This is a genomic window from Streptomyces sp. NPDC107765, from assembly GCF_055657085.1.
Window position 1 is genome coordinate 22053 of the sequence record NZ_JBVKBL010000031.1, and the last position, 6919, is coordinate 28971.

The window sequence follows — 6919 nt, forward strand, 5'->3', positions numbered from 1 at the left end:
CTCCAGACACCTACGGCGGGTGGTGCAGACACCTACGGCAGGTGGTCCAGCCGCCGCAGGATGACCCCCTCGCGGAGCGCCCACGGGCAGATCTCCAGGGTCTCCACCCCGAACAGGTCCATCGCCGCCTCGGCGACCAGCGCCCCGGCCAGCAGCTGCCGCGCCCGGCCCTCGGACACCCCGGGCAGCTCGGACCGCTCCCGCGCGGTCATCCCGGCCAGCTTCGGCACCCACTCCTCCAGCTTCTTGCGGGTCAGCTCGCGCTGGACGTAGAGACCCTCGGCGGAGCGGGCGGCACCGGCGATCCGGGCCAGCTGCCGGAACGTCTTGGACGTGCCGACGATCTGGTCGGGGGTGCCGTAGCGGCTGAACTCGCTCACCACGCGGGCGATCTCGGCCCGCACCCGGCGGCGCAGCGTACGGACGTCCTCCGGATCGGGCGGGTCCCCGGGCAGCCCGGCCGCGGTCAGCCGGCCGGCGCCCAGCGGCAGCGACACCGCCACGTCCGGGTCCTCGTCGAGGCCGTAGGCGATCTCCAGCGAACCGCCGCCGATGTCGAGGACCAGCAGCCGGCCCGCGGACCAGCCCAGCCAGCGGCGGGCGGCGAGGAACGTGAGCCGCGCCTCGTCCTCACCGGAGAGCACCTGCAGCTCCACCTCGGTCTCCTCGGCGACCCGGCGCAGCACGTCCTCCCCGTTGGCCGCCTCCCGCACCGCGGACGTCGCGAACGGCAGCACGCTCTCCACACCCTTGTCCTCGGCCACCTGCAGCGCCTCCCGGACGGTGGCCACCAGCCGCTCCACCCCGGCGTCGCTTATCGCGCCGTCGTCGAGGAGCTCGGCCAGCCGCAGTTCCGCCTTGTGCGAGTAGGCGGGCAACGGCCGCGCGCCGGGGTGTGCGTCCACCACCAGCAGATGGACCGTATTCGAACCCACATCGAGGACACCGAGTCTCATACGGGGAAACCTACTGCGACGCCCGGTGGGGCTCGTCGGCGCGGTGGGCCCCCGGCCCCTGCGGGTGTCGCGGAACGCGCCGTACGCTGGACCCGTGGCAAAGACGAAAAAGGCGAAGCACGAAAAAGCGCCGAAGAAGGCAGAAAAGCGGCGCGCCCAGGCGGCCGAGGGGAACCAGCCCCCGGCCGACGAGGTCGGACTCGACTTCGCCCGCGCCTGGGTCACCTTCCCCGACCCGGCCGACGACGAACAGATCTTCCGCTGCGACCTGACCTGGCTGACGTCCCGCTGGACCTGCATCTTCGGCAGCGGCTGCCAGGGCATCCAGGCCGGCCGGGCGGACGACGGGTGCTGCACGCTCGGCGCGCACTTCTCGGACGACGACGACGAGAAGCGGGTCGCCGAGCACGTGGCGCGGCTCACGCCCGACCTGTGGCAGTTCCACGACGTGGGCACCGACAGCGGCTGGGTCGAGGTCGACGACGACGGCGAACGGCAGACCCGCCGCTGGCAGGGCTCCTGCATCTTCCAGAACCGCCCCGGCTTCCAGGGCGGCGCCGGCTGCTCGCTGCACATCCTCGCGCTGCGCGAGGGCCGCGAGCCGCTGGAGACCAAGCCCGACGTCTGCTGGCAGCTGCCGGTCCGGCGCACCTTCGACTGGATCGACCGGCCCGACGACACCCAGGTGCTGCAGGTCACCATCGGCGAGTACGACCGGCGCGGCTGGGGCCCCGGCGGCCACGACCTGCACTGGTGGTGCACCTCCGCGACCTCGGCGCACGGCGCGGGCGAACCGGTCTATGTCTCGTACAAGCCGGAACTGACCGAGCTGATGGGCAAGAAGGGCTACGCCAAGCTCGTCGAGCTGTGCGAACAGCGGCTGGCGGCGGAGCTGCCGATGGCCCCGCACCCGGCGGACCCCCGGCCGTAGACCCGCCGGAACCACCGCTGCACCCCCGCCGTCCCCCCGCCCGGTCCGCCGCTCAGCGGGCCGGGCGGGTCGTGTGCGACGGGGTGTCCGACGGCTTGAACGGCGTCGGCCCGGAGGTCGCCGTGGGGCCGCTCGGCGACGGGGTCGGCGACGGGTCCGAGGGGCCGGGCGTCGGGCTCGTCCGCGACGGCGACGGCGACGGAGCCGTCGGGGTGGGGTCCGTGGGCGTCGGCGTGTGCGGCGGACGCGACGGCGACGGCCCGGCCGGCGACGGGCCCTGCGGTCCGGTGCCGCCGTAGCCCTCCAGCGTGACCGCGGTGCCGCCCGGGTGGAGGGCGATCCGGGTCCGCCAGCGGCCCGCCGGCTCCCGGTCGTGGTCGACGTAGACCGTGACCGTCGTGGACTGCCCGGGGCGCAGATAGCCCGCCGTCCGGCTCATCTGCAGCCAGGCCGCGCCCGGCGTCGCCGTCCAGTGCACCGGCTCACCGCCGGACGCGCTGATCGTGATCGCCGTCGCGCCGCCGCTGGGCTGCGCGGCGACCGTCAGCCGCCCCGGGCCCGTCACCGTACGGTCCGCCTCGCCCGGCCGCAGCGGGGTGCCGTCCGCGCCGATCACCGCGACCGACACGTCCGGCGTCCGGCCGTCGCTCCGGGTGGCCGGCGAGGGCGTGGTCCTGACGTTGCCGGCGTTCTCGTACCGGCCGTCCAGCCGCGCCCCGGCGTCCGTGTCGCTCGCCGTCACCGAAGGCGTGCTGTCCGCCGCGGTCTCCCCCGTGGCGGGCGCCCCGCGGTAGGCCGCCCACAGGGCCAGCACCGGCGCCGCGATGACCGTGGCGACCACCGTCGTGGTCAGCGCCCGGGCGCGCAGCCTGCGCCGCCGGGCCGACCGGTCCGGCGGCGGGCCCACGGGGAAGCCGTTGCGGTCGTAGCGAGGAGAACCGTTTGCCCCACCCGACCGGCCGCGGCGCCCGGCCGCGGCGGAGCCGTCGGCCCGGCCCGTACGGGACCGCCGGGCCGCCGCCAGCGCCCCCAGCACCGCCTCCTGCGGCGCGGTGACCAGCGGCAGCGAACCCCGGGCCGCCGGCGCGGTGCCCGGCCACGACCCCGGCGCGGTGGCCCGCTCCGCGGTCCGCCGGCAGGTCGCGCAGTCGTCGACGTGCCGCACCAGCTCCCGGCTCAGCGCCGCCCCCAGCAGCACCTTGCTGTCCGCCGCCAGCTGCGCCACCTCCTTGCACCGGCCGGACTCGACGACGGCCAGCGCCGCCCGGGTCCGCTCGACCTCGCAGGAGGCGGTGGCGAGCAGCGCGCGGGTGGCGATCGGATCGGCGCCGAGCACCGAGGCGACCTCGTCGGCGGAGAGCCGGTGCCGCACCGACAGCTCCAGCGCCTCCCGCTGCCCGGGAGAGGTGCCCGCGGCCTCCGGCCAGGCCAGCACGGCCAGCTCACGCTGCCGCCGCTCGCCCTCGCGGGCCGCCGCGGGACCGGAGCCCGTAGCGGGGCCGGGGCCGTAGCCCGGGCCGGTACCCGTGCCGGTCCGCTCGGCGAGCTGCCGCAGACACGCCCAGCGGGCCAGCGCGTACAGCCAGGCGCGGTGCAGCGCCGGGTCGGCCGGGCGGCGGTGGTGGTGCCGCTCGGCGAGCGCCAGCATCTCGCCGAGCACCGCGGTCGCCGCGTCGTGCTCGCACAGCACCGACAGGCAGTAGGTGAACAGGCCGTCCAGATACGGCTGACAGCCCTCCCCCGGCTCGTCCGGGACACCCGGGGCGGGCGGCTGGAGGGGCCGGGAGGACGGCTGGGCGGACTGCGGACGGCTCCGGCGCCGGTCGTCGCCGCGCGACCGGTGTACGCCGGTGGAATGCGTGGGGTGCTCGGGCCTGCTGCTCATCACCCCGGCGACGGTAGGCGGATGATGCAGCGGGACTTACTCTCCCGGACCACTTTTAACCCATACGGGTGACCATCTCCCCCAAAAGGGGACACGAGCCCGCCGCTGCTCCCGGAGCGCACCCGGCGTGCGCCACCCGGTCGGAGCACACCAGGCAGCGGGCGGCCGGGAGCGAGGGGCCGGGGGCGGGGCGGCGCAGCGGCGTCGGGGGCGGGGCCCGGCGGCGGGCGCGGCGCTGTCAGACCCCGCCGCTACGGTGATCCCCATGGCAACTCGTAAAGCGCCGGGCAAGGATCGCCCCTCGTACCGCTGCACCGAATGCGGCTGGACCACCGCCAAGTGGCTCGGCCGCTGCCCGGAATGCCAGGCGTGGGGCACGGTCGAGGAGTTCGGCGGCGCCCCCGCCGTCCGCACCACCGCGCCCGGCCGGGTCACCACCGCCGCCCTGCCCATCGGCCAGGTCGACGGCAAGCAGGCCACCGCCCGCACCACCGGCGTCGACGAGCTCGACCGCGTCCTCGGCGGCGGGCTGGTCCCCGGCGCGGTGGTCCTCCTCGCCGGCGAGCCCGGCGTCGGCAAATCCACCCTCCTGCTGGACGCCGCCGCCAAGTCCGCCTCCGCCGCCCACCCCACCCTCTACGTCACCGGCGAGGAATCAGCGAGCCAGGTCCGGCTCCGCGCCGACCGCATCGGCGCCCTCGACGACCACCTCTACCTCGCCGCCGAGACCGACCTCTCCGCCGTCCTCGGCCACCTCGACACCGTCAAGCCGTCCCTGCTGATCCTGGACTCCGTCCAGACCGTCGCCTCCCCCGAGATCGACGGCGCCCCCGGCGGCATGGCCCAGGTCCGCGAGGTCGCCGGCGCCCTCATCCGCGCTTCCAAGGAACGCGGCATGTCCACGCTCCTCGTGGGCCACGTCACCAAGGACGGCGCCATCGCCGGCCCCCGCCTCCTGGAGCACCTGGTCGACGTCGTCCTCCACTTCGAAGGCGACCGGCACGCCCGCCTCCGCCTCGTCCGCGGCGTCAAGAACCGCTACGGCACCACCGACGAGGTCGGCTGCTTCGAACTCCACGACGAGGGGATCACGGGCCTCGCCGACCCCTCCGGCCTCTTCCTCACCCGCCGCGACGAACCGGTCCCCGGCACCTGCCTCACGGTGACCCTGGAGGGCCGCCGCCCGCTCGTGGCCGAGGTCCAGGCGCTCACCGTCGACTCCCAGATCCCCTCACCCCGGCGCACCACCTCCGGCCTGGAAACCTCCCGCGTCTCGATGATGCTCGCCGTCCTCGAACAGCGCGGCCGGATCAGCGCCCTCGGCAAACGCGACATCTACAGCGCCACCGTCGGCGGCGTGAAGCTCACCGAACCCGCCGCCGACCTCGCCGTCGCCCTCGCCCTCGCCAGCGCCGCCAGCGACACCCCGCTGCCCAAGAACCTCGTCGCCATCGGCGAGGTCGGCCTCGCCGGCGAGGTCAGACGCGTCACCGGCGTCCAGCGCAGGCTCTCCGAAGCCGCCCGGCTCGGCTTCACCCACGCCCTCGTCCCCACCGACCCCGGCAAGATCCCCGACGGCATGCGGGTCCTGGAGGTCGCCGACGTCGGACAGGCGCTCACCGTCCTGCCCAAGCGCGTACGCCGGGAGGCCCCACAGGAGGAGGGTGTGCGCCGGTAGACTTTGCCCTGGTCTCGCCCGTCACCGCAGAATTGCCTGTCGGCCACGTACGCTCCGCTGGTACGTCAACCACAGGCTGATGCATCAACCACAGCAAGGGCCGGGCGGCCCGCGGACCGACAGACCGTGCGACGGAGGAGTGCAGTGGCAGCCAACGACCGGGCATCAGCTCCCGGCAGGTCCGGCGGGGGATCCGGCACCGAGAGCCTGATGCGCGCCTCGCTGAGCGCCGTCGCCCCCGGCACGGCCCTGCGCGACGGCCTGGAGCGCATCCTCCGCGGCAACACGGGCGGCCTGATCGTCCTCGGCTTCGACAAGACCGTCGAGACCATGTGCACCGGCGGCTTCGTCCTCGACGTCGAATTCACCGCCACCCGCCTCCGCGAGCTGTGCAAACTCGACGGCGCACTGGTCCTCGACAAGGACATCACCAAGATCCTCCGGGCCGGCGTCCAGCTCGTCCCCGATGCCTCCATCCCCACCGAGGAGACCGGCACCCGCCACCGCACCGCCCAGCGCGTCTCCATCCAGGCCGGCTTCCCCGTCGTCTCCGTCAGCCAGTCCATGCGGCTGATCGCGCTCTACGTCGACGGCGAGCGCCGCGTCCTGGAGGAATCCGCGGCCATCCTCTCCCGCGCCAACCAGGCCCTGGCCACCCTGGAGCGCTACAAGCTCCGCCTCGACGAGGTCGCCGGCACCCTCTCCGCCCTGGAGATCGAGGACCTGGTGACCGTGCGCGACGTGACCGCCGTCGCCCAGCGGCTGGAAATGGTCCGCCGCATCGCCACCGAGATCGCCGAATACGTCGTCGAACTCGGCACCGACGGCCGGCTGCTCGCCCTCCAGCTCGAAGAGCTCATCGCCGGCGTCGAACCGGAACGCGAACTGGTCGTCCGCGACTACGTCCCCGAGCCCACCGCCAAGCGCGCCCGCACGGTCTCCGAGGCGCTCGCCGAACTGGACTCCCTCACCCACGCCGAACTCCTCGAACTCCCCAACGTGGCCCGCGCGCTGGGCTACAGCGGCGCCCCCGAGACCCTCGACTCCGCCGTCTCCCCGCGCGGCTTCCGCCTCCTGGCGAAGGTCCCCCGCCTCCCCGGCACCGTCATCGACCGCCTCGTCGACCACTTCGGCGGCCTCCAGAAACTCCTCGCCGCCAGCGTCGACGACCTCCAGACCGTCGACGGCGTCGGCGAGGCCCGCGCCCGCTCCGTCCGCGAGGGCCTCTCCCGCCTGGCGGAATCCTCGATCTTGGAGCGGTACGTGTAGGTGGTGGGCGGGGAGGGACCGGGGAACAACCCACCGGCCCTTCGCCGTTGTGGCCTCGCAGGGGGCCCTCGCACCCCCTACGGGATCTGTTCGACTGCCCCCTAATACTGCAACCGCATGTGGTGTAACCGTGTGGGCCGGGGCTCGTTGGTGTGACTGTGTGAGAAGTCGCTGACGGTTGAGCAGATCGAGTCGTGGTC

5 protein-coding genes are annotated in these 6919 nt (G+C 74.5%); 3 read left to right on the plus strand and 2 right to left on the minus strand.

Annotated features, from left to right (window positions below; all coding sequences use genetic code 11):
* Positions 1-32 precede the first annotated feature (32 nt).
* Positions 33-956 carry a Ppx/GppA family phosphatase gene (locus ACZ7MX_RS39540; RefSeq protein WP_472139549.1) on the minus strand — a complete coding sequence of 308 codons (924 nt, stop codon included), beginning with the start codon at positions 954-956 and terminating at the stop codon, positions 33-35.
* Between the two features lie 94 nt (positions 957-1050).
* Between ACZ7MX_RS39540 and ACZ7MX_RS39545 the strand changes: the two genes are divergently transcribed.
* The gene (locus ACZ7MX_RS39545; RefSeq protein WP_472139551.1) at positions 1051-1887 is read left to right on the plus strand and encodes a DUF3109 family protein; all 837 of its coding nucleotides are present in this window, start codon (positions 1051-1053) and stop codon (positions 1885-1887) included.
* Between the two features lie 52 nt (positions 1888-1939).
* On the opposite strand, the gene ACZ7MX_RS39550 is transcribed toward ACZ7MX_RS39545, so the two are convergent.
* Positions 1940-3772 (minus strand): RNA polymerase sigma factor, encoded by a 1833-nt coding sequence (locus ACZ7MX_RS39550; RefSeq protein WP_472139553.1) that lies wholly within the window; start codon positions 3770-3772, stop codon positions 1940-1942.
* Positions 3773-4037: 265 nt separating this feature from the next.
* Here ACZ7MX_RS39550 and radA point away from each other — a divergent pair, with 265 nt between their 5' ends.
* Entirely contained in the window at positions 4038-5450 is a 1413-nt protein-coding gene (radA, locus tag ACZ7MX_RS39555) for a DNA repair protein RadA (protein WP_472139555.1), read from the plus strand.
* A gap of 144 nt (positions 5451-5594) precedes the next feature.
* Positions 5595-6719: a DNA integrity scanning diadenylate cyclase DisA gene (gene disA, locus ACZ7MX_RS39560; protein ID WP_472139556.1), complete on the plus strand. Its 1125-nt coding sequence runs from the start codon at positions 5595-5597 to the stop codon at positions 6717-6719.
* The last annotated feature ends 200 nt before the right edge of the window (positions 6720-6919 follow it).